Raw genomic sequence first — 22,188 nt, 5'->3', positions numbered from 1 at the left:
AGAGTCCAATGACTGATTTCAGCGCAACGCGCGCGATGTTCCATATCCCCGAAGGTGTCATCTACCTCGACGGCAATTCGCTCGGCCCGCTGCCGATCGCCGCGAAGGCGCGCGCGGCGAAGGTGATCGAAGAGGAATGGGGCGGCGAGCTCATCAAGGGCTGGAACACCGCCGGATGGATGGTGCAGCCGCGCAAAGTAGGCAACCGCATCGCGCGGCTGATCGGCGCCCACGAAGGCAGCGTCGTGATGGGCGATACGCTTTCGATCAAGGTCTATCAGGCGCTCGCCTCCGCGCTCGAAATGCGCCCCGACCGGCGCGTGATCGTATCGGACAGCGGCAACTTCCCCACCGATCTCTACATGGCGCAGGGCCTTATCGCTTCGTTGGGGCGGGGGCATGAACTGAAGGTCGTGGAACCCGAAGCCGTGGAAGCCGCGATCGACGAGAGCGTCGCTGCGCTGATGATCACCGAGGTCGACTACCGCACGGGCCGGAAGCACGACATGGCGAAGCTGATCGCGAAAGCGCATGCCGTGGGCGCCCTAGTGATCTGGGATCTCGCGCACTCGGCGGGTGCGATCCCCGTCGACGTGAAGGGCGCCGGCGCGGACTTCGCTGTGGGCTGCACCTACAAGTATCTGAACGGCGGCCCCGGCGCGCCTGCGTTCATCTATGTGGCGGCGGAGCACGCCGACGCCGCGCGCCCGGCGCTGTCCGGCTGGATGGGCCACGAGGCACCGTTCGCGTTCGACCAGGACTACCGACCCGGCAGCGGAATTGAGCGGATGCGCGTCGGCACGCCGCCGATCATCGCGCTCGCCGTACTCGATGCTGCGCTCGATGCGTGGGAAGGCGTCGATATGGCGGACGTGCGCCGCAAGTCGGTGGCCCTGTCGGAGCTGTTCATTCGCGAGGTCGAGGCGCGCTGCCCCGATCTCGTGCTCGCCTCGCCGCGCGACAGCGCATCGCGCGGCAGCCAGGTGTCGTTCCGTCACCCGCAGGGCTATGCGATCATGCAGGCGCTGATCGCGCGCGGGGTTATCGGCGATTTCCGCGCGCCGGACGCGCTGCGGTTCGGTTTCACGCCGCTCTATATCGGCGAGGAGGAGGTGCTCGGCGCAGTCTCCATCATGGAGGACGTGCTGAGCAAAAGGAGCTGGGACAAACCCGAATATCACAGAAGAGGACTTGTCACGTGACCAGCCAGCAACCCTATGACCCGGCCAAAGACGGCGCGCAGATGTCGTTCCGGGAACGCATGTCGTACGGCGATTATCTGTCGCTCGATCCGATTCTGAACGCGCAGAAGCCGCTTTCGACCGCGCACGACGAGATGCTGTTCATCATCCAGCATCAGACGTCCGAGCTGTGGATGAAGCTCGCCATTCACGAGGTGCGCGCCGCGATGGAAGCGGTACGTGAGGGGCGCGTCTCGAACGCCTTCAAGATGCTGACGCGCGTGGCGCGCATCTTCGAGCAGCTGAACAGCGCGTGGGACGTGCTCCGCACGATGACACCGAGCGAATATACCGAGTTCCGGGATTCGCTCGGCCAGTCCTCCGGCTTCCAGTCCTACCAGTACCGCGCGATCGAGTTCCTCGCCGGTAACCGCAATGCCGCGATGCTGAAACCGCACGCGCACCGGCCCGAGATCATGGCGCAGCTCGAGGACATCCTTTCAAAACCGAGCCTTTATGACGAGGCGCTGCTCCTCCTTCAGCGCAGCGGCATCCCGATCGGCAAGGCGGATGCGGAGCGCACCGACTGGGCGAGCCCGCGCGCCGAGAGCCAGGATGTCGTCGAGGCTTGGAAGATCGTCTACCGCGCACCGGAGAAACACTGGGCGCTTTACGAACTCGCCGAGAAACTCGTCGATTTCGAGGATTATTTCCGGCGCTGGCGCTTCAACCACGTAACGACCGTGGAACGCGTCATCGGCCTCAAGCGCGGCACGGGGGGCACCTCGGGTGTGTCCTACCTCCGCAAGATGCTTGAGGTGGAATTGTTCCCGGAACTCTGGAAAGTACGCACCGAACTCTAGTGGAGCACGACCTTGGCAACTTTCGATCCCTTTGACCCCTTCGGCCTTGAGCAGCAGCTGACCGAAGACGAGCAGATGATTTCCACAACTGCGCGCCGCTATGCCGAGGACCGGCTGGCGCCGCGCGTTGTCGAGGCCTTCCGGCATGAGAAGACCGACCCGGCGATTTTCCGCGAGATGGGCGAGCTTGGCCTGCTCGGCGCGACGATTTCGCCCGAATACGGCGGCGCGGGCTTCGGCTACGTCGCCTATGGCCTCATCGCGCGCGAGGTCGAGGCGATCGACAGCGGCTACCGTTCGATGATGAGCGTGCAGTCCTCGCTCGTCATGGTGCCGATCGAGACGTTCGGTTCGGAAGCGCAGAAGCAGAAATACCTGCCCAAGCTCGCGCGCGGCGAATGGATTGGCTGTTTCGGCCTCACCGAGCCCGACCACGGCTCCGACCCCGGATCGATGGCGACGCGCGCGAAGAGCGTGCCGGGTGGCTACCGCCTTTCGGGTGCCAAGACATGGATCACCAACGCGCCGATCGCCGACGTGTTCGTCGTGTGGGCGAAGACGGACGACGGCGCGATCCGCGGCTTCGTCCTCGAAAAGGGCATGGAAGGGCTCTCCGCGCCCGCGATCCACGGCAAGGTGGGCCTGCGCGCCTCGATCACCGGCCAGATCCTGATGGACGAGGTGTTCGTGCCTGAAGAGGCGATGTTCCCAGAGGTGCGTGGGCTCAAGGGGCCGTTCACCTGCCTTAACTCGGCGCGCTTCGGCATTGCGTGGGGTGCGCTCGGAGCAGCCGAATCCTGCTACAAGACGGCGCGGCAATATACGATGGACAGGAAGCAGTTCGGACGGCCGCTCGCGGCGAACCAGCTCATCCAGAAGAAGCTCGCCGACATGGTGACGGACATTTCGCTCGGCTTCCAGGGCTGCCTTCGGCTCGGCCGCATGAAGGACGACGGGCACCCGCCTGTCGAGCTGACCTCGATCCTGAAGCGCAACAGCTGCGGCAAGGCGCTCGATATCGCGCGCACCGCGCGCGACATGCTCGGCGGCAACGGCATTTCCGATGAGTTCGGTGTGGCGCGGCATCTGGTGAACCTCGAGGTGGTGAACACCTATGAGGGCACGCACGACGTGCACGCGCTCATCATCGGCCGCGCGATCACCGGCATCGCAGCCTTCGCGAACTAGGCGGCCCGTCATGGCGTTCACGACGGTTCGGCCCTTGCGGTTCGGGGACTGCGACCCTTCGGGGATTGCTTACTTCCCGTCCTATCTCAACCTGCTCGTCGGGGTGATGGAGGAATTCTTCGCCTCCATTGGTTCGCCGTGGCCGGTGATGATGGGTGAGCGCCGCATCTCCGTGCCGACCGTTCGGCTGGACATCACGTTCAGCCATCCGGGCGTGCATGGCGACGTGCTCGAATTCGAAGTGGGCGTGAAACGTGTGGGCGGAAGCTCGCTGGATTTCCTGCACCGCATTACCTGTCGCGACACGCTGCTCTGGTCCGCCGATCAGCGCGTCGTTGCCACCGACACCGATACCCACCGCGCGCGTCCTTGGCCGGACGACATGCGCGCGGCCTTCGAACAGCATCTGGAGACACACCATGTTTGAAACCCTGCAACCCGAAGGCTGGGTGAAGCCCATCGGCTATGCGAACGGCGTTGCCGCCGAAGGCACGTTGATCTTCGTCGGCGGCCAGATCGGCTGGAACGCGAACGCAGAGTTCGAGACGGACGATTTCGCGGCGCAGACGCGGCAGACGCTGGAGAATATCGTGGCGGTGCTGAAGGCTGGCGGGGCGGGGCCGGAGCACGTGACGTCGATGACGTGGTATGTGACCGACAAGGCCGAATACCTCGCCAATCTGAAGGGCGTGGGCGCGGCTTACCGCGACGTCATGGGCAAGAACTTCCCGGCGATGGCGCTGGTGCAGGTCGCGGCGCTCGTCGAGGATCGCGCGAAGGTGGAGATTCAGGCTTTCGCGGTGAAACCGCGCTGACGCCTCAGTTGATGGGCAGCGCCTGCGCGACGTGGCCGAGCTTGTCGGGATTGCGCACGATATAGATCGCGGTGATGCGGCCGTCCTCGATCGCCAGCGCGGTCGTCTGCAGCACGTCGCCGCGATCGAGGCTGACGAAGCCCGGAAGGCCGTCGATGCGCAGCGTACGCAGCAAGGTTGCGGCATCGCCGAACTTGCGGAACAGGCTCGCATAGAGCCGGAGCACACGCGCGATGCCGCGGATCGGGTTGCGGAAGGCCAGAACCCGCCCGCCGCCGTCAGCATGGATCACGACGTTCTCGGCGAGCATCGCCTGCAGCGCCGCCGTGTCGCCGTCGCGCGCCGCAGTGAAGAAGGCCTGCGCGATACGTTCGGCCTCGCCGTCCTCCACCGTATAGCGCGATTTCGACTCCTGCACGTGCCGCCGGGCACGCACGGCGAGCTGGCGCACCGCAGCCGCATCGCGGCCGAGCGTCGCGGCGACGTCGCCGAGGCTGACCTCGAACACGTCGTGGAGCAGGAAGGCGGCGCGCTCCAGCGGAGAGAGGCGCTCAAGCGCGAGCATCAGCGTGAGCGTGACATCATCGGCGATGGCTTCGGGCTCGGCGAGCAGGGGTTCGGGAAGCCATGTGCCGAAATAGGTTTCGCGCCGCGCCCGCGCCGACTTCATCCGGTCGAGGCAGAGGCGCGTGACGACGCGCGTCAGCCACGCGGGGGGCGAATCGATGCCCGACGCTTCGGACCAGCGCAGCCACGCGTCCTGCACCACGTCTTCGGCTTCCGCGACCGAGCCGAGCATCCGGTAGGCGAGGCGCAGCAGCCGGGGGCGCTGCGCCTCGAACAGCGCGATCTCTTCAGGCTGCGGCACGGCGGAGCGCCGGGTGCGGGGCGCGGAAACCGACCTGCAAGCGGTTCCATGTGTTGATCGATCCGATGAGAAGCGTCAGGTTCACCTGCTCGGCCTCGCTGAACGCGGCCTTCACGGCTTCGTAGTCGGCATCCGGTGCACCCGTTTCGGGAAGCCGCGTGAGCGCATCGGTCCAGCCGAGCGCGGCGCGTTCGCGCGGCGTGTAGAGCGTCGATTCGCGCCAGGCGTTCAGCATGTAGAGCCGCATCTCGTCCTCGCCCGCGCGGCGCAGGTCGGTTGAATGCATGTGGATGCAGAACGCGCAGCCGTTGATCTGCGATGCGCGCAGCCGCACCAGTTCCATCAAATTCTGTTCAAGGCCGCTGTCCTTGAAGCTCTCTTCGAGCGCCATCATCGCCTTCACGGCTTCGGGTGCGTAGCTGTGCGCATTGTTCAATCGGGCGGTCATGTCCGTTCTCCTTGGCGGCGCGCACCACGCGCGCTTGCAGACATGACGAGACAGGCTCGGCGCATGTGACATGCGGGGCAAAAATTATGCGTTTCCCCAGCTTTTTTCAAAGCGCTTCGCAGTTCCCGGTCAGTTGCGGTAAAATCCGGCAGATGCTTCTTGACAGCGCCCGGCCCCACCAATAGGTACGCCCGGCTTTCGAAATACGAAGCAACGCGCGGGTGTAGCTCAGTTGGTTAGAGTGCCGGCCTGTCACGCCGGAGGTCGCGGGTTCGAGCCCCGTCACTCGCGCCATTTCTCACAGGCAGAAATGGCGCTTCCTCGCAGGAAACGAAATCAGGCTTCGACGCTGTCGAAGACCCTGAACTCATGCGCGATGGAACGCTCCACAAGCAGTTCATAGATCGCCGCCACGTGATCGCGCGACAGCCCGTGCGTTTCGGCGGCATCGCAGGCCTTGGCGATCACGTCCGCCTTCCGGGCTTCGTCGCGCACCGCGCCGCGCGACGTCTTCACACGTGCCGCCGCCTCGATATAGCGCATCCGCTCCGCCAGCAGCGCGACGATCTCGCGGTCGAGCGCGTCGATCGCGGTGCGGATCTCCGGCATGGTGGTGCAGGCGTCGGGGGGAACGATGTCGGTCATTTGCGGAAGCGTCCGGTTTCTATCCAGCGAACAAGGGGGCGGGCCGGGAAAACCCAGGCGATGCCGAGTATGATCCAGACCGGGAGTTGTACGAGCACATGAAGCCGCGTGACGGGCTCGGCCACGGCGACGGCGACAACGGCATAGACCGCGATCAGGACGATCAGCAGCAGCACGCCGAAGGGCTTTCTGAGGCTCGGCTTGGGGTCGGTCATGCGGTGAGTGTCCTTGTCGGCGTCACCACCGCGTCGAGGCGCTGGTCCCAGCTGTCGGCGGGCAGCGCATCCAGAATCTGCACGTCCCACGCGAGGCCGATGGCCACGGTGGGGCGCACGGCCCGGAGCGCGGCGAGCGCGCGGTCGTAGTGTCCCTTGCCCTGGCCGATGCGGTTGCCGTGCACGTCGGCCGCGACGAGCGGAACGAGAAGCGTGTCGGGAACTGCCTCGGCAGCGTCGGCAAGCGGCTGCATCGTGCCGAAGGGACCGGGCTCCAGCGGACCGCCTGCGACGCGGAAACGCATGACGTCATCCCGGCTCGCGAACCACGGCAGCAGCACTGTGCCCTGCGCGATACATGCAGCGGGGTCGATCTCGTGGCCCATCGGCACGTAGCTGGCGATTGCACGGGCGTTCGCGAGGAAGGGAAGCGCGCGCGCGGCGAGCGCCGCCTCCAGCGCCCTGCGATCGTCCGCGGAAATACCGCGCACGAACGCGGCCCGAGCGGCGCGGGCATCGCGGCGCAGTGTTTCCTTGTCGGTGAGGAGGGCGGTGGACAAACGGGAATCCGGGCGACAGGTCAAAAATGGGTGGCGGAACCGCCTCGGCCGTTTGCCGGAATATCCTCTGACGCCAGTAACGTCAGGTGGGCACCATATGGTCGGACCAGGATCCGCACAGGGACAGCACCCTTGGATGTCGATATCGCCTCAGGGATGTTCGCATCGCGCGCACCAGGCAGTATCCGCCGTGGTCTAATCTAGGCGTTGGCGCGCCGCTTCTCAAGGGCCGCGACAATGGCTTCCACCCGCGCCGCCGCCTTTTCGAGCGCACCCGTCGCGATCGTGTCGCCAAGCGAGGGGTCGCGTTCCTTCAGGTCGAAGAACTCGTCGGCGATGAGAATGGCCGACATCAACAGCAGCCGGGGCTCGCTCATCTGCCCGAGCGCGCCCTGGAGATCGGCAGCCTTGGCATCGACATGCGCGGCAAGGCGGTTCAGTCGCTCCTCCTCGCCGTCGCGGCAGGCGAGGGGATAGGAACGGCCGCCGATGGTGACGTTGATCTGGCCCATGCGCTCAGCCCCGCGCCGACGCGATGAGGACGTCGAGATCGGCGACGGCGCGTTCGGCGGATTCCTTCAGGCGGTGGTGTTTCTGACGCAGCACGTCCAGTTCGGCGAGCGCACCGCCCGCATCATCCACACCCGCGGCCGCACGCTCGAGCCTGTCGAGCGCGCTTTCGAGGCGTGTCAGCGCCGACGCGAAACCGGTCATCTGATCCATGCCGAAAAGTCCCGAAATCAGCAGTTTGGGCGAGGAACATAAGAACGAATCCGAATGACGGTCAAGGCAAGCGCCGGACGGTTCGCCGATTCATCTCGATTCAGCCGGATTCCCGCCTCTTTCATGTGTGCATGGCCGCCATGCCTTGACATGACGTTGACGCAGCATAAGCCCCTCTCCATTGTGCGCGCCGATTCGCCGCCCGGCCGAAATATTGGGGAACCAAGCCGAAGATGACCGTCAATCACGCCGATCTCGCCAACGCTGTCCGTGCGCTGGCGATGGATGCCGTACAGGCCGCGAATTCCGGCCACCCTGGAATGCCGATGGGCATGGCGGATGCCGCGACGGTTCTCTTCACACAGCATCTGAAGTACGATCCGCAGTGGCCTGAATGGCCTGATCGCGACCGGTTCGTACTTTCCGCCGGCCACGGCTCGATGCTGATCTACGCGCTTCTCTATCTCACGGGGTACGAGAAGCCGACGCTCGACCAGATCCGCAACTTCCGTCAGCTCGGCAGCCCCTGCGCCGGCCACCCGGAAAACTTCGAGCTTCCCGGCGTCGAGACGACGACCGGCCCGCTCGGGCAGGGGCTCGCCACCGCCGTCGGCATGGCGATTGCCGAACGTCATCTCAACGCGCGCTTCGGCGGCGCGGTGCAGGACCATCATACGTGGGTGATCGCGGGTGACGGCTGCCTGATGGAAGGCATCAATCACGAGGCGATCGGCCTTGCCGGACACCTGAAGCTCGGCCGCCTGAACGTGATCTGGGACGACAACCGCATCACCATCGACGGCGCGACTTCGATGTCGACGTCCGAAGACGTGAAGGCGCGCTACGAGGCTTCGGGCTGGCACGTCGTTTCCTGCGACGGCCATGACGCGGCGAGCATCGACGCGGCGCTGCGGGCCGCGAAAGCTGATCCGCGCCCGTCGCTGATCGCCTGTCGCACGATCATCGGCTACGGCGCCCCCAACAAGCAGGGCACGGCGGCGACGCACGGCTCGCCGCTCGGCGCGGCGGAAATCGCGGCGGCGCGCGAAACGCTCGGCTGGAGTCACGCGCCGTTCGAAATCCCGTCGGATATCCTGGATGCGTGGCGCACGTCGGGCGCGCGCGGCACGAAGATCAGCGCCGACTGGAAGGTGAACGCTGCGAAGGCGGAGGGTTACGCGGAATTCCTGAGCTGGCTCGATGGCTCTGCACTGAAAGCCGCAGGCCCGGCGCTGAAGGCGCACATCGATAGCCTGATCGCGGCGCCCCAGACGGTCGCGACGCGCAAGGCAAGCGAGCTTGCGCTCGGCGCGATCAACGCTGCCGTGCCGAACACGATCGGCGGCTCGGCCGACCTCACCGGCTCCAACAACACGCTGACCAAGGGCCTCGGCACGCTCGACGCCGCGAATTATGGCGGGCGCTACGTCTACTACGGCATCCGCGAGTTCGGCATGGCCGCCGCGATGAACGGCATGGCGCTGCACGGCGGTCTCGTGCCTTACGGCGGCACCTTCCTTGTCTTCACCGATTATTGCCGCCCGGCGATCCGCCTCAGCGCGCTGCAGCGTGCGCAGGTGATCTATGTGATGACGCACGATTCGATCGGCCTTGGCGAAGATGGGCCGACGCACCAGCCGATCGAGCACGTGATGAGCCTGCGCGTGATGCCGAACGTGCTCGTTATGCGCCCGGCCGACGTCGTCGAAACCGCCGAGTGCTGGGCGCTTGCGCTGGAAAACGACAGCGGCCCCACGGTGCTCGCGCTTTCCCGCCAGAACCTGCCGCAGCTTCGCACGGAATCCGGCGAGAATCTCTCCTCTAAGGGCGCCTACCGCCTGCGCAGCGCCGCAGCCGCGCGCAAGGTCGTGTTCCTCGCGACCGGCTCTGAAGTGCAGGCCGCGCTCGAAGCCGCCGATCAGCTCGAAGCCGGTGGCATCGGCTGCGACGTCGTTTCCATGCCCTGCTGGGAACTCTTCGACCTTCAGAGCGCTGCCTATCAGTCGGACATCCTGCCCGAAGACGCGCTCATCGTGTCGGTCGAAGCGGGAACGACCGTGGGCTGGGAACGCTACACGGGCCGCAAGGGCCTGCGGCTCGGCATCGACCGCTTCGGCGCGTCCGCGCCCGCCGAGGCCTTGTTCGAGAAGTTCGGATTGACCGCCGACGCGATCGCGAAGGCGGTCCGGAGCAAGCTCGCTTAAATCAGGAACAGGAGTACGGAAGACATGGCGAAGGTTTCGATCAACGGATTCGGCCGCATCGGGCGCCTCGTGGCGCGCGCTATTCTGGAGCGTCCGGACAGCGGGCTCGAACTGGTATCGATCAACGACCTCTCCGATGCGAAGGCGAACGCCCTGCTGTTCAAGCGCGATTCGGTGCACGGCACGTGGCAGGGCACGGTCGAGGTGGACGGCAACGACCTCATCATCGACGGCAAGCGCATCAAGGTATCGGCCGAGCGCGACCCGGCGAACCTGCCGCACGCCGCGAACGGCGTCGATATCGCGCTCGAGTGCACCGGCTTCTTCACGGACCGCGCCTCGGCCGAAAAGCACATGGCGGCGGGCGCCAAGCGCGTGCTGATCTCCGCGCCGGGCAAGAATGTCGATCTCACGGTCGTCTTCGGCGTGAACAACGACAAGCTTTCGGCCGAGCACAAGATCGTTTCGAACGCGAGCTGCACGACGAACTGCCTCGCACCGGTCGCCAAGGTGCTGAACGATGCCCTCGGCATCGAACGCGGCCTGATGACGACGGTGCACGCCTACACCAACGACCAGAAGATCCTCGACCAGATCCACGACGACCCGCGCCGCGCCCGCGCCGCCGCGATGTCGATGATCCCGACGACGACGGGTGCCGCCCGCGCCGTGGGCGAGGTGCTTCCCGAACTCAAGGGCAAGCTCGATGGTTCGGCGATCCGCGTGCCGACGCCCGACGTCAGCCTTGTCGACTTGACCTTCACGCCGAAGCGCGACACGACGAAGGACGAGGTGAACGCGATCCTGAAGGCGGCGTCTGAATCCGGACCGCTGAAGGGCATCCTCTGCTATTCGGACGAGCCGCTGGTTTCGATCGACTATCAGCACACGGCCGCATCCTCGACGATCGACAGCCTCGAAACCGCCGTTCTCGAAGGCAAGCTCGTGCGCGTCGTTTCGTGGTACGACAACGAGTGGGGCTTCTCGAACCGCATGGTCGACACCGCCAAGGCAATGGCGGCGTTCCTCTAACCATGGCCAGGTTCCGGACGCTCGACGACATCGGGGACGTGCGCGGCAAGCGCGTCCTCGTTCGTGCCGATCTCAACGTGCCGATGCAGGACGGCAAGGTCAGCGATGACACCCGCCTTCGCGCGGCGCAGCCGACCATCGACGAACTCGCCGACAAGGGTGCGATCGTGCTGGTGCTTTCGCACTTCGGGCGTCCGAAGGGCGAAGACCCGATGCTCAGCTTGTCGCCGATCTCCAGCGCGCTTGCGAAGGTGCTCGGCCGCACGGTCGGCTTCGTCACCGAGTGCAAGGGACCGGCTGCCGAGCAGGCGGTCGGCCTGATGGCGGCTGGCGAGATCGCGGTGCTTGAGAACACGCGCTTCGAAGCGGGCGAGGAGAAGAACGATCCGGCGCTCGTCGCCGCCATCGCGAAGCTCGGCGACATCTACGTCAACGACGCCTTTTCCGCCGCGCACCGTGCGCACGCCTCCACCGAGGGGCTGGCGCACGTGCTTCCGGCTTATGCGGGCCGTTCGATGCAGGCGGAACTGGAGCATCTGGAAGCCGCGCTCGGCGAGCCTGAGCGGCCTGTGGCGGCTGTCGTCGGTGGCGCCAAGGTCTCCTCGAAGCTGGACGTGCTCAACAATCTCGTCGGCAAGGTCGATCACCTCATCATCGGCGGCGGCATGGCGAACACCTTCCTCGCCGCGAAGGGCGTCGACGTCGGCAAGTCGCTGTGCGAGCACGACCTCAAGGACACGGCGCTCGGCATCCTCGCCAAGGCGGAAGCAGCGCGCTGCACCGTGCATCTGCCCTACGACGTTGTGGTGGCGAAGGAATTCCGCGCCAATCCGCCGATCCGCACGGTGAACGTGCACGAAGTCGCGGCGGACGAGATGATCCTCGACGTTGGCCCCGCCGCTGTGGAGGCGCTGTCGGACGCGCTCAAGACCTGCCGCACGCTCGTGTGGAACGGCCCGCTCGGCGCGTTCGAGATGGAACCGTTCGACGCGGCAACGGTCGCGCTCGCGCGCACGGCGGCGGCGCTCACCGAGGCCGGAAGCCTCGTTTCCGTGGCGGGCGGTGGCGACACGGTCGCGGCGCTGAACCACGCGGGCGTGGCGGACAGCTTCAGCTTCGTCTCGACCGCGGGCGGCGCGTTCCTCGAATGGATGGAAGGCAAGCCGTTGCCGGGCGTGGACGCGCTGCGGGCGTAACGAACCCGGTTTTGTCGCGCAGATGCGTCACTTCAGCAATGGTGAGCGGGAAATTAACCTTTTCTTAAAACCCGACCTTAAGTCTTCGGCGCGAAGGTCGGTGCCATGCTTATGCGTCTCGCCACTGCCGCGTTCCTGATCGCCACCCCGGCCGTTGCTGCGGGTTTTTCGACCGTTGCGGTCGCGAAGCACAGCTGGTGCGCGCCAGGCGATGTGAATCCTGCCGAGGCCGTGTCCGCACTCAATGATCTGCGCCGCGGGCAGGGGCTTGGCCCCGTGCGCGTCAGCAACGCGCTCACCCGGGCCGCGCAGGCGCATTCGGACGATCTCGCCGGGTGGGGCAAGCTCTCGCATAGCGGCTCGGACGGAAGCAATTTCGTCGACCGCGCGGACCGTGCCCGCTTCGACGGCGTGCCGCGCGCCGAGAACGTCGCGTGGAACCTGCCGACGTCCGAGGCGGTCGTTGTCGCGTGGGACCGGAGCCCCGGCCACCGCGACAACATGATGCTCGAAGACGTCACCGACGTCGGCATCGGCTACGCCTGCTCTCCCAGCAAGGGCCGCTTCTGGACGATGGTGCTCGGCCGCCGCGAGGCGGACATGCAGGTCGCGGCGGCTTTCTCCGCCTATTAGCCGCTCACCGGCAGTTGCGCGCCTTTATCGAATGCGCGTCCACCACGTTTCCGCTGCTCGTGCGCACCGAAATGCACTGACGGCTTTCCGCGTTCCAGTACGTGCGCTCGTGACCGCCGCCCGTTTCATCCTTGCCCAGGTAAACATAGCCGCGGTCGCGGAGCATCGAGTCCGCCCTGTCGTTCGAGTGACCAACGACGTCCTGATACCCCGAATAAGGATTGTATCCGGCGTTATGGGAGTAGCCGTCGCGGTAGGGCGTCTGATAGCCGCGTTCCTTCACGCCCGCGCTGTACCCGTCCGAATAGGCGTCGCTGCGGCCGTAATTATAGTATGCATGGCTGTACAGCCCGTCGCGGTAGCCGCGCTCGAAATCTGCGGTCCCCCGCGTATCGTAGTCCCTGTCGCCTCGATGGTGCGACTTTGACGCAAGCGCCACAACGCCGATGAGCGCGGCGGCGCCGATCGCGATCGCTGCGGTCTTGTCACCGTCGGAACCTTTCTGGCCGCAATCGGAAGCGCTCACGGCCTTGATCTTCTCGTAGCGGCCATCGCTTGTGAGCACGCGCGCGCACTTCTTTTTCGATTGGTTCCACCAATAGCTGTACTTGCCGTCGTCGGCTTCGGCGGTGTGGTGGTTGTAGTAGCCGCGCGAAATCATCTCGTTTTCACCTGAACTGCCGCGGGCGCCGACGAGATCGCTGAGGTCGCCCGGGGTATCGGCGCTGGCGGGAAAACCTGAAAGGCTCAGGGAAACGGCGGCGAGGAGGCTGACGGTGCGGGGGAATGTCATCATGCTGCTTTCTTTGCCGGAGTGAGAATCGACACACACGCGCAAGCAACGTTCGCGCACGATAAGCGTTTGGATTTCGCCGTCCAGATACTCCCGGACGGCGTTGCGATGAACCGGGGCATTGGCTACAGCGTTCCCAACACAGCAGCCAAAAAGCGACGAGGACGACGAATGAAGATCACGAAAGCCGTGAAGACCATCCTTTCGAACTATGAAAGCGACAACCCCGGCACGAAGGCGAACCTCGCCCGCATTCTGATGCAGGGCCAGCTCGGCGGCACCGGCAAGCTCATCATCCTCCCGGTCGATCAGGGCTTCGAGCATGGCCCGGCGCGCAGCTTCGCGGTCAACGAGCCGGCTTACGACCCGCACTACCACTTCCAGATCGCCATCGACGCGGGGCTTTCCGCCTATGCCGCGCCGCTCGGCATGATCGAGGCGGGCGCCGACACGTTCGCGGGCCAGATCCCGACGATCCTCAAGGTGAACAGCTCGAACAGCTGGGCGACCTCGATCAACCAGGCCGTGACCGGGACGGTCGACGACGCGCTGCGCCTTGGCTGCTCGGCGATCGGCTTCACCATCTATCCGGGCGCCGACGACGTGTTCGACATGATGGAGGAAATCCGTGAAATGTCTGCCGAAGCGAAGTCGGTGGGTATCGCCACGGTCATCTGGTCGTATCCGCGCGGCGGCAATCTTTCGAAGGACGGCGAACTGGCGCTCGACGTCGGCGCCTATGCGGCGCACATGGCGGCGCTGCTCGGCGCGCATATCATCAAGGTGAAGCTGCCGACCGCGCACATCGAGCAGAAGGACGCGCAGAAGGCCTACGAGAAGCTGGACGCTTCGACGCAGGCGAAACGCGTGGCGCATGTCGTGAAGTCGTGCTTCAACGGCCGCCGCATCGTCGTCTTCTCGGGCGGCGCTGCGAAGGGCGCCGACGCTGTATATCAGGACGCGCGCGACATCCGCGACGGCGGCGGCAACGGCTCGATCATCGGCCGCAACACCTTCCAGCGTCCGCGCGACGAAGCGATGGCCATGCTCGCGAAGCTGGTGAACATCTACAAGGGCAAGGAATAGGCCCGATGTCCGTGGCCTCGGCCGAGGTTGACGCCTGGATCGCCGACCGTTTGATCGGCGGCGATCCAGCGCTCGACAAGGCCCTGGCCCGCAATGCGGCCGAGGGCTTGCCCGCGATCGACGTGTCCGCGGCGCAGGGCAAGCTGCTCCATATACTTGCGCGTTCCATCGGCGCGTGGCGGATTCTTGAGGTCGGCACGCTCGGCGGCTATTCGACGATCTGGCTCGCCCGCGCGCTTCCCGGCCACGGAACTCTTGTCACGCTGGAGATCGATCCGCACCACGCCGAGGTCGCACGCGCGAACCTTGATACGGCAGGCATCGGCGACAAGGTCGAGATCCGCGTCGGCCCGGCCGTGGAGACGCTCTCGCGCATGGAAACTGAGAGCGAAGGGCCCTTCGACTTCGTGTTCATCGACGCCGACAAGCCGAACAACGTTGCCTATCTGAAGGCGGCGCTGGCACTCGCGAGGCCGGGCGCGCTCATCATCGTCGATAATGTGGTGCGCGAGGGGCGTGTGACGGACGCCTCGAGCACCGACGCCGCGATCCTTGGCACGCGCGCGCTTTTCGATGTCGTCGCAGCCGAGCCCCGGCTGACGGCCACGGCGATCCAGACCGTGGGTGCCAAGGGTTGGGACGGGTTTATGATCGCGGTGGTGAATGATGAATGATGACGATGTGGCGCTCGATCCCGGTTTCGCCGACCGTTTCGAGCGGGATAAGCGGCCGCCGTGCCAGCTCTACCTGATCTCGCCGGAGCGCTACGATCCGGGCTTTCCCGAAACGCTGAAGGCCGCGCTCGATGCGGGTCCTGTGGCGGCGTTCCAGCTTCGCCTGAAGGGCGTGGAGGACATGGAAATCCTGCGCGCCGGCGCCGCGCTGAAACCGATCCTCGCGGCGTATGACGTCGCCTTCATCCTCAACGACCGCGCCGACCTCGCGAAGGAACTGGGCGCCGATGGCGTGCACCTGGGACAGACCGACGGCAGTGTCGCGGCGGCGCGCAGCCTGCTCGGCCACGACGCGCAGATCGGGGTCACGTGTCACGACAGCCGCCACTTCGCGATGGAAGCGGGCGAGGCGGGCGCTGATTATGTGGCGTTCGGGGCCTTCTATCCCACCGCAACCAAGGTGACGACGCATCGTCCCGATCCGTCGATCCTGTCGTGGTGGACGACGATCAGCGAGATTCCCTGTGTCGCCATCGGCGGCATAACGGCAGAGAACGCCGCGCCGCTCGTTGCCGCCGGTGCGGACTTTCTGGCCGTTTCCAGGGCCGTCTGGGCGCATCCGGATGGCGCCGGGGCGGGTGTGAAAGCGTTTCAGAGCGTCCTTGAGCCCGCGCCCGCGCGCTGATAGAAGCCCCAACGCATTCGGTTTCGACCTTCTTTCTCAGGAACGCACCCATGAAGATCAGCGGCGTGGACATTCGTCCCGGCAACATCATCGAATATGAAGGCGGGCTGTGGCGCGCCGTTAAAATCCAGCACACGCAGCCCGGCAAGGGCGGCGCCTACATGCAGGTGGAGCTGAAGAACCTCGTCGACGGCCGCAAGACCAACGTCCGCTTCCGTTCGTCGGAAACGGTGGAGCGCGTTCGCCTCGACACCAAGGACTTCCAGTTCCTCTACGCCGAAGGCGACATGCTGACCTTCATGGACAAGGAGACCTACGAGCAGGTTTCGCTGCCGCAGGATCTTCTCGGCGATGCCGCCGCGTTCCTCCAGGACGGCATGGACGTCGTCATGGAACTCTATGAAGAAAAGCCGCTTTCCGTGCAGCTTCCCGATCAGGTCGAAGCCACGATCGTGGAGGCCGACGCTGTGGTTAAGGGCCAGACGGCGTCGTCCAGCTACAAGCCCGCCGTGCTCGACAATGGCGTGCGTATCCTGGTGCCGCCGCACATCGCATCGGGCACGCGCATCGTCGTCGACGTCTACGAGCAGACCTACGTCCGCCGCGCGGACTGATCGGAACCCTTATGCCCGCCCATTCCGCCCTCATCACCATCATGGACAAGGCCGCGCGCAAGGCTGCGCCGCGGCTGCGCCGTGATTTCAATGAGGTGTCGCAGCTTCAGGTCTCCCGCAAGGGCCCGTCGGACTTCGTATCCAACGCCGACCGCGCGGCCGAGCGCACCATTGTCGAGATCCTGCGGCAGGCACGGCCCGACTGGGGGCTGGTGCTGGAAGAAGGCGGCGAGATCGAGGGCGATCCTTCGCGTCCGCGCTGGATCGTCGATCCGCTCGACGGCACATCCAACTTCCTGCACGGCATCCCGCACTTCGCGATCACCATCGCGGCGGAGCAGGACGGCCAGATCATCTCGGGCCTCGTCTATCAACCGATGACCGACGAGAGCTTCTGGGCGGAGGCGGGCAGGGGTGCATGGATTCAGAACCAGCGCCTTCGTGTTTCGGCGCGCAAGGAGCTCGGCGACAGCCTGATCGCCACCGGCGTGCCGTTCCGCGGTCACGGCGACTTCGATCAGTTCGATTCCATCCTGCAGGCGGTGGCGCCAAATGTCGCAGGTATTCGCCGGTTCGGGTCGGCCGCGCTCGATCTCGCCTGGGTCGCGGCGGGGCGCTACGACGGCTATTGGGAGGCGGGGCTCAACCTCTGGGATGTCGCTGCCGGTATCCTTCTGGTGCGCGAGGCCGGGGGCTTCGTCAGCGACTATCGCGGCGGCGACCGACCGCTCGAACGGCGCGAGATCATCGCGTCGAATAGCGCTATTCAGACGCGTTTGCATAAACTCATCGGCGGGGCACTTCGCAGCGCAGCAAAGTGATTTCGAAAGGCAGGCTTACAGCCTTGCAAGCCCGCTGACACGCGCCTAAAAGCGCCGCGAACATCAGGGAATCGCGTATGCAATCGGTCGCGGCGGAGTATCTGCCGATCCTCTTGTTTCTGGGTGTCGCGGTGGTGCTTTCGGGCGTCTTCGTCGGCTTGCCGGTGCTGGTTTCGAACCTCATCGGAACCAACAAGCCGGACCCCAACAAGCTCGCCGAGTATGAGTGCGGCTTCCCCGCATTCGAAGACGCGCGCCGCCAGTTCGACGTGCGCTTCTATCTGGTGTCGATCCTGTTCATCATCTTCGACCTCGAAGTCGCGTTCCTGTTCCCGTGGGCGGTCAGTCTCGGCGCGACGGGCGTGTTCGGCTGGGCGTCGATGATGGTGTTCCTCGGCATCCTCACGATCGGATTCATCTACGAATGGAAGAAGGGCGCGCTGGAATGGGAGTAGACACCCAAATGGCGCCCGCCGGCTCCAGCATCATCATGCCGGACCAGGGCTTCGTCGACGACATCAACAGCGAGGTTTCCAACAAGGGTTTCCTCGTCACCTCGACCGAGGAGCTTTTCCACTGGGCGCGTACGGGCTCCTTGTGGTGGATGACCTTCGGCCTTGCGTGCTGCGCGGTCGAGATGATGCATTCGAGTATGCCGCGCTATGATCTCGAGCGTTTCGGCGCCGCGCCGCGCGCATCCCCGCGCCAGTCGGACGTGATGATCGTCGCGGGCACGCTCTGCAACAAGATGGCCCCGGCGCTGCGCCGCGTTTACGACCAGATGTCTGAACCGCGCTACGTCATCTCGATGGGCAGCTGCGCCAACGGCGGCGGCTACTACCACTACAGCTATTCCGTGGTGCGCGGCTGCGACCGCATCGTGCCCGTCGACATTTACGTGCCGGGCTGCCCGCCGACCGCGGAAGCGCTGCTTTACGGCATCCTTCAGCTGCAGCGGAAGATCCGCCGCGTGGGGACGTTCGAACGATGAGAAGCCCTGCGCCCCGGACCTCTTCCGATGAAGGCGTCGTCGAAGCCGCACGCGCCGCGCTCGGTGATCTCGTCATCGCCGCGACCGAGCACGCCTTCGAGGTGACGCTGACTGTTCACCGCCGCGATCTCTACAAGGCGCTGGAGACGCTGCGCGACACGCCCGGTCTTGAATACCAGCAGCTCATGGAGATCGCGGGCGTTGATTACCCGGAGCGCCCCGAGCGTTTCGAGGTCAACTACTGCCTGCTGTCGCTGACGAAGAATCGCCGCATCCGCGTCAAGACGCTCACAGACGAGAAGAACGCGGTGCCGTCGGTCGTCGATCTCTGGCCGGTCGCGGGCTGGCTGGAGCGCGAAGTGTGGGACATGTACGGCGTCCGCTTCGACGGCAACCCGGATCATCGCCGCATCCTCACCGACTATGGCTTCACCGGACATCCGTTCCGCAAGGACTTCCCGCTCACCGGCTATGTCGAGCTGCGCTATTCCGAAGAGCACAAGCGCGTCGTTTACGAGCCCGTGAAGCTTGCGCAGGATTTCCGCAGCTTCGACTTCATGAGCCCTTGGGAAGGCGCCGAATACGTGCTGCCGGGCGATGAGAAGGCGGAAGGAAAGCCTGTCTGATGTCCGAAGTCGCAACCACGACGCCCGACGTCGAAATCCAGAACTACACGATCAACTTCGGCCCGCAGCACCCGGCGGCGCACGGCGTGCTGCGCCTCGTCATGGAGCTGGACGGCGAGATCATCGAGCGCTGCGATCCGCACATCGGCCTGCTGCATCGCGGCACCGAGAAGCTGATCGAGTACAAGACCTACCTGCAGGCGCTGCCCTACATGGACCGGCTCGACTACGTGTCGCCGATGTCCATGGAGCACAGCTACGTGCTCGCCATCGAAAAGCTGCTCGATATCGAGGTGCCGCTGCGCGCCCAGTATATCCGCGTGCTGTTCGCGGAGCTGACGCGCATCGCCAACCACATCCTCAACACCACCGCGCACGCGATGGACGTCGGCGCGCTGACGCCGATCCTGTGGCTGTTCGAGGAACGCGAGGAGCTGCTCGGCTTCTACGAGCGGGCTTCGGGCGCGCGCTTCCACGCGGCCTATTTCCGCCCCGGCGGCGTCCATCAGGACCTGCCGCCGAAGCTGATCGCGGACATCGCCGACTGGGCCGACGCCTTCCCGAAGGCGCTCGCCGACTTCGAGGCGCTGATCTGCGACAACCGCATCTTCAAGCAGCGCAACGTCGATATCGGCGTCATCAGCGAGCAGGATGCGGTGGCGTGGGGCTTCTCCGGCCCTTGCATTCGCGGCTCCGGCCTGCCGTGGGATCTCCGCAAGTCGCAGCCTTACGAGGTCTACGACCGCATGGAATTCGACGTGCCGGTCGGCAAGAACGGCGACTGCTACGACCGCTTCATGGTCCGCATCGAGGAGATGAAGCAGTCGCTGCGCATCATCAAGCAGTGCCTGCGCGAGATGCCGGAAGGCCCGATCGCCAGCCTCGACCGCAAGGTGGTCCCGCCCAAGCGCGGCGAGATGAAGCGCTCGATGGAGGCGCTCATCCACCACTTCAAGCTCTACACCGAAGGCTTCCACGTGCCGGAGGGCGAGGTCTACGTCGCGACCGAAAGCCCCAAGGGCGAGTTCGGCATCTATCTCGTCTCGGACGGCACCAACAAGCCGTACCGCTGCAAGATCCGCCCAACGGGCTTCTCGCACCTGCAGGCGATGGATTTCCTCTGCAAGGGTCACATGCTCGCCGACGCGCCCGCCGTGCTCGGCAGTCTCGATATCGTTTTCGGTGAGGTCGACCGGTGAGTCACGCCGCTTCAGCTACGCCCGAACAGCATCACGCGTTCGATGGCTTCGATTGGACGCCCGAGAACGCCAAGCGCGTGAAGGTGATCCTTGCGCGCTATCCGGAGGCGCGTAGGCAATCCGCCGTGATGCCGCTCCTCGATCTCGCGCAGCGCCAGGTCGGCGCGCAGACGAAGACGCAGGGCTGGCTGCCGATCCCGGTGATCGAGTTCATCGCGGGGATGCTCGGGATGCCGTACATCCGCGTGCTCGAGGTGGCGACCTTCTACACGATGTACAATCTGGCGCCGGTTGGCCGTCATCACGTACAGGTCTGCGGAACGACGCCCTGTATGCTGCGCGGGTCCGACGACGTGATGAAGGCGTGCAAGGACAAGGGGCTCGCCAAGGGCCACACCACGGCGGACGGCCTCTTCACGCTCACCGAGGTCGAGTGCATGGGCACGTGCGCGAACGCGCCGATGGTGCAGATCAACGACGACAATTACGAAGACCTCGACTACGCGAGCATGACGCGCATCCTCGACGAGCTTGCCGCCGGCAAGACGCCGAAGCCCGGCCCGCAGGTCGATCGCCAGAACAGCGCGCCCGTGGGCGGACCCCGTGTTCTCAAGGAGTTCATGGCATGACCATTGCGCCGCTTGAGGACAAGGACCGCATCTTCACGAACCTCTACGGGTTCCAGGATTGGGGCGTCAAAGGCGCGCTGAAGCGCGGCGATTGGGACGGCACCAAGGACTTCCTCGCCAAGGGGCAGGACTGGATCATCGAGCAGGTGAAGGCGTCGGGCCTTCGCGGGCGCGGCGGCGCGGGCTTCCCCACGGGGCTCAAATGGTCCTTCATGCCGAAGGAACCGCGCGAGGATCGCCCGTCCTACCTCGTCATCAACGCCGACGAGTCCGAGCCCGGCTCGTGCAAGGACCGCGAGATCATCCGCCACGATCCGCACAAGCTGATCGAAGGTGCGCTGATCGCCGGTTTCGCGATGCGCGCGAAGGCGGCGTACATTTACATTCGCGGCGAGTTCATCCGCGAGGCGGAGACGCTGTTCGCAGCGGTCGAGCAGGCCTACGACAAGGGCCTCATCGGCAAGAACGCCTGCGGTTCGGGCTATGATTTCGACGTCTACGTCCATCGCGGCGCGGGCGCGTACATCTGCGGCGAGGAAACCGCGCTCCTCGAAAGCCTCGAAGGCAAGAAGGGCCAGCCGCGCCTGAAACCGCCGTTCCCGGCGGGCGCAGGTCTCTACGGCTGCCCGACGACAGTGAACAACGTCGAGAGCATCGCGGTCGTCCCGACGATCCTGCGGCGCGGCGCCGAATGGTTCGCCGGCTTCGGCCGCCCGAACAACCTCGGCACCAAGCTTTTCCAGATCTCCGGCCACGTGAACACGCCGTGCGTCGTTGAAGAAACGATGGGCATCAGCTTCCGCGAGCTGATCGAGAAGCACGGCGGCGGCATTCGCGGCGGCTGGGACAATCTGCTCGCGGTCATCCCCGGCGGCTCGTCCGTGCCGCTCGTGCCCGCCGAACAGATCATGGACGCGCCGATGGACTTCGACGGGCTCCGTGAACTCAAGTCCGGCCTCGGCACGGCGGCGGTGATCGTCATGGACAAGTCCACCGACATCGTCCGCGCGATCAGCCGCATCTCGTATTTCTACAAGCACGAAAGCTGCGGGCAATGTACGCCCTGCCGCGAAGGCACCGGCTGGATGTGGCGCGTGATGGAGCGGCTTCGTACCGGCGACGCCGATCTTTCGGAAATCGATACGCTGCTCGACGTCACGACCGAGGTTGAGGGCCACACCATCTGCGCGCTCGGCGACGCGGCGGCCTGGCCGATCCAGGGCCTCATCCGCCACTTCCGCCCGGAACTTGAGCGCCGCATCAACGAACGCCGGGGCGCAGCCCTCGCCGTGGCGGCGGAGTAGGGCGATGGGGGATCTATGCCAGCAGGCCCGGTCTTGGAGGTGGTCTTCCATGCTTGCGCTGAGCTTGTGGGTCGCTTTGTTTTCGAAGGTGCCGATGAAGTGGCGCGCAAGCGCCTCAGCAAGCGCCTCCACTTGGGGTGTTGGCTCGCGTTTTTGGCACTCCCTGTGGCGGCGGTGCTCTGCTTTATCGCTTAT

The 22,188-nt window shown here is 65.3% G+C and carries 28 protein-coding genes and 1 tRNA gene; 21 read left to right on the top strand and 8 right to left on the bottom strand.

The genetic code is table 11. The features are described from left to right. The first annotated feature begins 8 nt into the window (after positions 1-8). From kynU to H2052_RS02950, 5 genes are read left to right on the top strand one after another with little or no spacing between them, the layout of a single operon-like run. Positions 9-1,202: a kynureninase gene (gene kynU / locus H2052_RS02970; RefSeq protein ID WP_293777873.1), complete on the top strand. Its 1,194-nt coding sequence runs from the start codon at positions 9-11 to the stop codon at positions 1,200-1,202. Then, positions 1,199-2,044, top strand: coding sequence for a tryptophan 2,3-dioxygenase (gene kynA / locus H2052_RS02965; protein ID WP_293777871.1), 846 nt, complete (start codon positions 1,199-1,201; stop codon positions 2,042-2,044). The genes kynU and kynA overlap by 4 nt, the downstream gene beginning before the upstream one ends. 12 nt (positions 2,045-2,056) lie before the next feature. Next, complete coding sequence (locus H2052_RS02960; protein WP_293777869.1) at positions 2,057-3,232, top strand: acyl-CoA dehydrogenase; 1,176 nt, start codon at positions 2,057-2,059, stop codon at positions 3,230-3,232. 10 nt (positions 3,233-3,242) lie between these two features. Next, positions 3,243-3,659, top strand: coding sequence for a thioesterase family protein (locus H2052_RS02955; protein ID WP_293777866.1), 417 nt, complete (start codon positions 3,243-3,245; stop codon positions 3,657-3,659). Further along, the gene (locus tag H2052_RS02950) at positions 3,652-4,047 is read left to right on the top strand and encodes a RidA family protein (protein WP_293777863.1); all 396 of its coding nucleotides are present in this window, start codon (positions 3,652-3,654) and stop codon (positions 4,045-4,047) included. The genes H2052_RS02955 and H2052_RS02950 overlap by 8 nt, the downstream gene beginning before the upstream one ends. A 4-nt stretch (positions 4,048-4,051) precedes the next feature. Here H2052_RS02950 and H2052_RS02945 read toward each other — a convergent pair whose 3' ends face one another. Together H2052_RS02945 and H2052_RS02940 are read right to left on the bottom strand one after the other, a co-directional pair. Further along, the gene (locus H2052_RS02945) at positions 4,052-4,915 is read right to left on the bottom strand and encodes a sigma-70 family RNA polymerase sigma factor (protein ID WP_293777860.1); all 864 of its coding nucleotides are present in this window, start codon (positions 4,913-4,915) and stop codon (positions 4,052-4,054) included. Continuing rightward, positions 4,902-5,363 carry a carboxymuconolactone decarboxylase family protein gene (locus H2052_RS02940; protein ID WP_293777858.1) on the bottom strand — a complete coding sequence of 154 codons (462 nt, stop codon included), beginning with the start codon at positions 5,361-5,363 and terminating at the stop codon, positions 4,902-4,904. Before H2052_RS02940 ends, H2052_RS02945 begins: the two co-directional genes overlap by 14 nt. A 217-nt stretch (positions 5,364-5,580) precedes the next feature. Here H2052_RS02940 and H2052_RS02935 point away from each other — a divergent pair. Further along, positions 5,581-5,657: transfer RNA gene (locus H2052_RS02935), tRNA-Asp, on the top strand. 42 nt (positions 5,658-5,699) lie between these two features. On the opposite strand, the gene H2052_RS02930 is transcribed toward H2052_RS02935, so the two are convergent. The 5 genes from H2052_RS02930 to H2052_RS02910 all read right to left on the bottom strand — a co-directional run bounded on the left by H2052_RS02930 (position 5,700) and on the right by H2052_RS02910 (position 7,506). Beyond that, positions 5,700-6,008 carry a chorismate mutase gene (locus H2052_RS02930; RefSeq protein WP_293777856.1) on the bottom strand — a complete coding sequence of 103 codons (309 nt, stop codon included), beginning with the start codon at positions 6,006-6,008 and terminating at the stop codon, positions 5,700-5,702. Continuing rightward, complete coding sequence (locus H2052_RS02925; protein ID WP_293777854.1) at positions 6,005-6,223, bottom strand: DUF2842 domain-containing protein; 219 nt, start codon at positions 6,221-6,223, stop codon at positions 6,005-6,007. The genes H2052_RS02930 and H2052_RS02925 overlap by 4 nt, the downstream gene beginning before the upstream one ends. Beyond that, positions 6,220-6,783: a 5-formyltetrahydrofolate cyclo-ligase gene (locus H2052_RS02920; protein ID WP_293777851.1), complete on the bottom strand. Its 564-nt coding sequence runs from the start codon at positions 6,781-6,783 to the stop codon at positions 6,220-6,222. The genes H2052_RS02925 and H2052_RS02920 overlap by 4 nt, the downstream gene beginning before the upstream one ends. Positions 6,784-6,983: 200 nt before the next feature. Beyond that, positions 6,984-7,295, bottom strand: a complete 312-nt coding sequence (locus H2052_RS02915) for a cell division protein ZapA (RefSeq protein WP_293777849.1) — start codon at positions 7,293-7,295, stop codon at positions 6,984-6,986. Between the two features lie 4 nt (positions 7,296-7,299). Further along, positions 7,300-7,506 (bottom strand): hypothetical protein, encoded by a 207-nt coding sequence (locus tag H2052_RS02910; RefSeq protein WP_293777847.1) that lies wholly within the window; start codon positions 7,504-7,506, stop codon positions 7,300-7,302. Between the two features lie 233 nt (positions 7,507-7,739). Here H2052_RS02910 and tkt point away from each other — a divergent pair, with 233 nt between their 5' ends. The 4 genes from tkt to H2052_RS02890 all read left to right on the top strand — a co-directional run bounded on the left by tkt (position 7,740) and on the right by H2052_RS02890 (position 12,571). Next, positions 7,740-9,710, top strand: a complete 1,971-nt coding sequence (tkt, locus tag H2052_RS02905; protein WP_293777845.1) for a transketolase — start codon at positions 7,740-7,742, stop codon at positions 9,708-9,710. A gap of 24 nt (positions 9,711-9,734) precedes the next feature. Next, positions 9,735-10,742 carry a type I glyceraldehyde-3-phosphate dehydrogenase gene (gap, locus tag H2052_RS02900; protein ID WP_293777844.1) on the top strand — a complete coding sequence of 336 codons (1,008 nt, stop codon included), beginning with the start codon at positions 9,735-9,737 and terminating at the stop codon, positions 10,740-10,742. A 2-nt stretch (positions 10,743-10,744) separates the two neighbouring features. Then, a complete protein-coding gene (locus tag H2052_RS02895) occupies positions 10,745-11,938 on the top strand; it encodes a phosphoglycerate kinase (RefSeq protein ID WP_293777842.1) in 1,194 nt (397 codons plus the stop codon). 105 nt (positions 11,939-12,043) lie between these two features. Continuing rightward, positions 12,044-12,571 carry a CAP domain-containing protein gene (locus H2052_RS02890; protein WP_293777840.1) on the top strand — a complete coding sequence of 176 codons (528 nt, stop codon included), beginning with the start codon at positions 12,044-12,046 and terminating at the stop codon, positions 12,569-12,571. Positions 12,572-12,575: 4 nt separating this feature from the next. On the opposite strand, the gene H2052_RS02885 is transcribed toward H2052_RS02890, so the two are convergent. Beyond that, positions 12,576-13,367, bottom strand: a complete 792-nt coding sequence (locus H2052_RS02885; protein WP_293777837.1) for a hypothetical protein — start codon at positions 13,365-13,367, stop codon at positions 12,576-12,578. Between the two features lie 168 nt (positions 13,368-13,535). Here H2052_RS02885 and H2052_RS02880 point away from each other — a divergent pair, with 168 nt between their 5' ends. From H2052_RS02880 to nuoF, 11 genes are all read left to right on the top strand, one after another. Beyond that, on the top strand, positions 13,536-14,450 hold the full coding sequence (locus H2052_RS02880) for a class I fructose-bisphosphate aldolase (protein WP_293777834.1): 915 nt from the start codon (positions 13,536-13,538) through the stop codon (positions 14,448-14,450). A gap of 5 nt (positions 14,451-14,455) precedes the next feature. After that, positions 14,456-15,124 (top strand): O-methyltransferase, encoded by a 669-nt coding sequence (locus H2052_RS02875; protein ID WP_293777832.1) that lies wholly within the window; start codon positions 14,456-14,458, stop codon positions 15,122-15,124. Continuing rightward, positions 15,114-15,809 carry a thiamine phosphate synthase gene (gene thiE / locus H2052_RS02870; RefSeq protein WP_293777830.1) on the top strand — a complete coding sequence of 232 codons (696 nt, stop codon included), beginning with the start codon at positions 15,114-15,116 and terminating at the stop codon, positions 15,807-15,809. Before H2052_RS02875 ends, thiE begins: the two co-directional genes overlap by 11 nt. Positions 15,810-15,859: 50 nt before the next feature. Then, positions 15,860-16,423, top strand: a complete 564-nt coding sequence (gene efp, locus H2052_RS02865; protein WP_293777828.1) for an elongation factor P — start codon at positions 15,860-15,862, stop codon at positions 16,421-16,423. Positions 16,424-16,434: 11 nt separating this feature from the next. Beyond that, positions 16,435-17,244: an inositol monophosphatase family protein gene (locus H2052_RS02860; protein ID WP_293777826.1), complete on the top strand. Its 810-nt coding sequence runs from the start codon at positions 16,435-16,437 to the stop codon at positions 17,242-17,244. Positions 17,245-17,321: 77 nt separating this feature from the next. Next, positions 17,322-17,699, top strand: a complete 378-nt coding sequence (locus H2052_RS02855) for an NADH-quinone oxidoreductase subunit A (RefSeq protein WP_293777824.1) — start codon at positions 17,322-17,324, stop codon at positions 17,697-17,699. Continuing rightward, positions 17,690-18,235, top strand: a complete 546-nt coding sequence (locus H2052_RS02850) for an NADH-quinone oxidoreductase subunit B (protein ID WP_293777822.1) — start codon at positions 17,690-17,692, stop codon at positions 18,233-18,235. Before H2052_RS02855 ends, H2052_RS02850 begins: the two co-directional genes overlap by 10 nt. Further along, positions 18,232-18,861 (top strand): NADH-quinone oxidoreductase subunit C, encoded by a 630-nt coding sequence (locus H2052_RS02845; protein WP_293777819.1) that lies wholly within the window; start codon positions 18,232-18,234, stop codon positions 18,859-18,861. Before H2052_RS02850 ends, H2052_RS02845 begins: the two co-directional genes overlap by 4 nt. Beyond that, on the top strand, positions 18,861-20,060 hold the full coding sequence (locus H2052_RS02840) for an NADH-quinone oxidoreductase subunit D (protein ID WP_293777816.1): 1,200 nt from the start codon (positions 18,861-18,863) through the stop codon (positions 20,058-20,060). The genes H2052_RS02845 and H2052_RS02840 overlap by 1 nt, the downstream gene beginning before the upstream one ends. Then, positions 20,057-20,689 (top strand): NADH-quinone oxidoreductase subunit NuoE, encoded by a 633-nt coding sequence (gene nuoE / locus H2052_RS02835; protein ID WP_293777813.1) that lies wholly within the window; start codon positions 20,057-20,059, stop codon positions 20,687-20,689. The genes H2052_RS02840 and nuoE overlap by 4 nt, the downstream gene beginning before the upstream one ends. Beyond that, a complete protein-coding gene (gene nuoF, locus H2052_RS02830) occupies positions 20,686-21,993 on the top strand; it encodes an NADH-quinone oxidoreductase subunit NuoF (RefSeq protein WP_293777810.1) in 1,308 nt (435 codons plus the stop codon). The genes nuoE and nuoF overlap by 4 nt, the downstream gene beginning before the upstream one ends. The last annotated feature ends 195 nt before the right edge of the window (positions 21,994-22,188 follow it).

Origin of the sequence: Sphingosinicella sp. (assembly GCF_013911755.1) — a bacterium.
In the GTDB taxonomy this organism is placed as follows: Bacteria; Pseudomonadota; Alphaproteobacteria; order Sphingomonadales; family Sphingomonadaceae; genus Sphingosinicella.
The sequence above is the reverse complement of the archived record's forward strand: the minus strand, read 5'-3'. Positions and strand labels throughout refer to the sequence as shown.

What these genes read in the sequence shown, in the direction of transcription:
- kynU (WP_293777873.1), top strand. Translation starts at nt 9, where the DNA reads ATGACTGATTTCAGCGCAACGCGCGCGATGTTCCATATCCCCGAAGGT.
- H2052_RS02955 (WP_293777866.1), top strand. Translation starts at nt 3,243, where the DNA reads ATGGCGTTCACGACGGTTCGGCCCTTGCGGTTCGGGGACTGCGACCCT.
- H2052_RS02850 (WP_293777822.1), top strand. Translation starts at nt 17,690, where the DNA reads ATGGGAGTAGACACCCAAATGGCGCCCGCCGGCTCCAGCATCATCATG.
- nuoF (WP_293777810.1), top strand. Translation starts at nt 20,686, where the DNA reads ATGACCATTGCGCCGCTTGAGGACAAGGACCGCATCTTCACGAACCTC.
- H2052_RS02925 (WP_293777854.1), bottom strand. Translation starts at nt 6,223, where the DNA reads ATGACCGACCCCAAGCCGAGCCTCAGAAAGCCCTTCGGCGTGCTGCTG.
- H2052_RS02855 (WP_293777824.1), top strand. Translation starts at nt 17,322, where the DNA reads ATGCAATCGGTCGCGGCGGAGTATCTGCCGATCCTCTTGTTTCTGGGT.
- H2052_RS02875 (WP_293777832.1), top strand. Translation starts at nt 14,456, where the DNA reads ATGTCCGTGGCCTCGGCCGAGGTTGACGCCTGGATCGCCGACCGTTTG.
- efp (WP_293777828.1), top strand. Translation starts at nt 15,860, where the DNA reads ATGAAGATCAGCGGCGTGGACATTCGTCCCGGCAACATCATCGAATAT.
- H2052_RS02940 (WP_293777858.1), bottom strand. Translation starts at nt 5,363, where the DNA reads ATGACCGCCCGATTGAACAATGCGCACAGCTACGCACCCGAAGCCGTG.
- thiE (WP_293777830.1), top strand. Translation starts at nt 15,114, where the DNA reads ATGATGAATGATGACGATGTGGCGCTCGATCCCGGTTTCGCCGACCGT.
- H2052_RS02930 (WP_293777856.1), bottom strand. Translation starts at nt 6,008, where the DNA reads ATGACCGACATCGTTCCCCCCGACGCCTGCACCACCATGCCGGAGATC.
- gap (WP_293777844.1), top strand. Translation starts at nt 9,735, where the DNA reads ATGGCGAAGGTTTCGATCAACGGATTCGGCCGCATCGGGCGCCTCGTG.
- H2052_RS02895 (WP_293777842.1), top strand. Translation starts at nt 10,745, where the DNA reads ATGGCCAGGTTCCGGACGCTCGACGACATCGGGGACGTGCGCGGCAAG.
- H2052_RS02910 (WP_293777847.1), bottom strand. Translation starts at nt 7,506, where the DNA reads ATGGATCAGATGACCGGTTTCGCGTCGGCGCTGACACGCCTCGAAAGC.
- H2052_RS02950 (WP_293777863.1), top strand. Translation starts at nt 3,652, where the DNA reads ATGTTTGAAACCCTGCAACCCGAAGGCTGGGTGAAGCCCATCGGCTAT.
- H2052_RS02885 (WP_293777837.1), bottom strand. Translation starts at nt 13,367, where the DNA reads ATGATGACATTCCCCCGCACCGTCAGCCTCCTCGCCGCCGTTTCCCTG.
- H2052_RS02915 (WP_293777849.1), bottom strand. Translation starts at nt 7,295, where the DNA reads ATGGGCCAGATCAACGTCACCATCGGCGGCCGTTCCTATCCCCTCGCC.
- tkt (WP_293777845.1), top strand. Translation starts at nt 7,740, where the DNA reads ATGACCGTCAATCACGCCGATCTCGCCAACGCTGTCCGTGCGCTGGCG.
- H2052_RS02840 (WP_293777816.1), top strand. Translation starts at nt 18,861, where the DNA reads ATGTCCGAAGTCGCAACCACGACGCCCGACGTCGAAATCCAGAACTAC.
- H2052_RS02880 (WP_293777834.1), top strand. Translation starts at nt 13,536, where the DNA reads ATGAAGATCACGAAAGCCGTGAAGACCATCCTTTCGAACTATGAAAGC.
- H2052_RS02845 (WP_293777819.1), top strand. Translation starts at nt 18,232, where the DNA reads ATGAGAAGCCCTGCGCCCCGGACCTCTTCCGATGAAGGCGTCGTCGAA.
- H2052_RS02890 (WP_293777840.1), top strand. Translation starts at nt 12,044, where the DNA reads ATGCTTATGCGTCTCGCCACTGCCGCGTTCCTGATCGCCACCCCGGCC.
- H2052_RS02860 (WP_293777826.1), top strand. Translation starts at nt 16,435, where the DNA reads ATGCCCGCCCATTCCGCCCTCATCACCATCATGGACAAGGCCGCGCGC.